This window comes from Halomonas sp. 11-S5 (assembly GCF_029889825.1).
GTDB lineage: Bacteria > Pseudomonadota > Gammaproteobacteria > Pseudomonadales > Halomonadaceae > Halomonas.
This window is the reverse complement of record NZ_JARANW010000060.1, coordinates 1-567: the sequence shown is the minus strand read 5'-3', so window position 1 is coordinate 567 and position 567 is coordinate 1. Positions and strand designations below refer to the sequence as shown.

At 55.9% G+C, this 567-nt stretch carries 1 rRNA gene; it reads right to left on the bottom strand.

The features are described 5' to 3' along the window. A 23S ribosomal RNA gene (locus tag OP497_RS17470) occupies positions 1-541 on the bottom strand; the annotation flags it as partial. Positions 542-567 lie beyond the last annotated feature (26 nt).

The window sequence follows — 567 nt, the reverse complement described above, 5'->3', positions numbered from 1 at the left end:
GCTCCCACTGCTTGTACGCATACGGTTTCAGGATCTATTTCACTCCCCTCTCCGGGGTTCTTTTCGCCTTTCCCTCACGGTACTGGTTCACTATCGGTCAGCCAGGAGTATTTAGCCTTGGAGGATGGTCCCCCCGTCTTCAGTCAAGGTTTCTCGTGCCCCGACCTACTCGATTTCATCCGACCACTCGTTTCGTGTACGAGACTATCACTCCCTATGGTTAGCCTTCCCAGACTATTCCACTACGAAGTGGTCGGACTTAAGGGCTGGTCCCCGTTCGCTCGCCGCTACTGGGGGAATCTCGGTTGATTTCTTTTCCTCGGGGTACTGAGATGTTTCAGTTCCCCCGGTTCGCCTCCCAACACCTATGGATTCAGTGTGGGATACCCGACCACTCGAGAGTGGTCGGGTGGGTTTCCCCATTCAGAAATGCCCGGGTCACAGGTCGTTTGCCACCTCGCCGAGCCTTATCGCAGGCTGCCACGTCTTTCATCGCCTCTGGCTGCCTAGGCATCCACCGTATGCGCTTCATCGCTTGACCATATAACCCCAAGAGGTCTGGTCCGC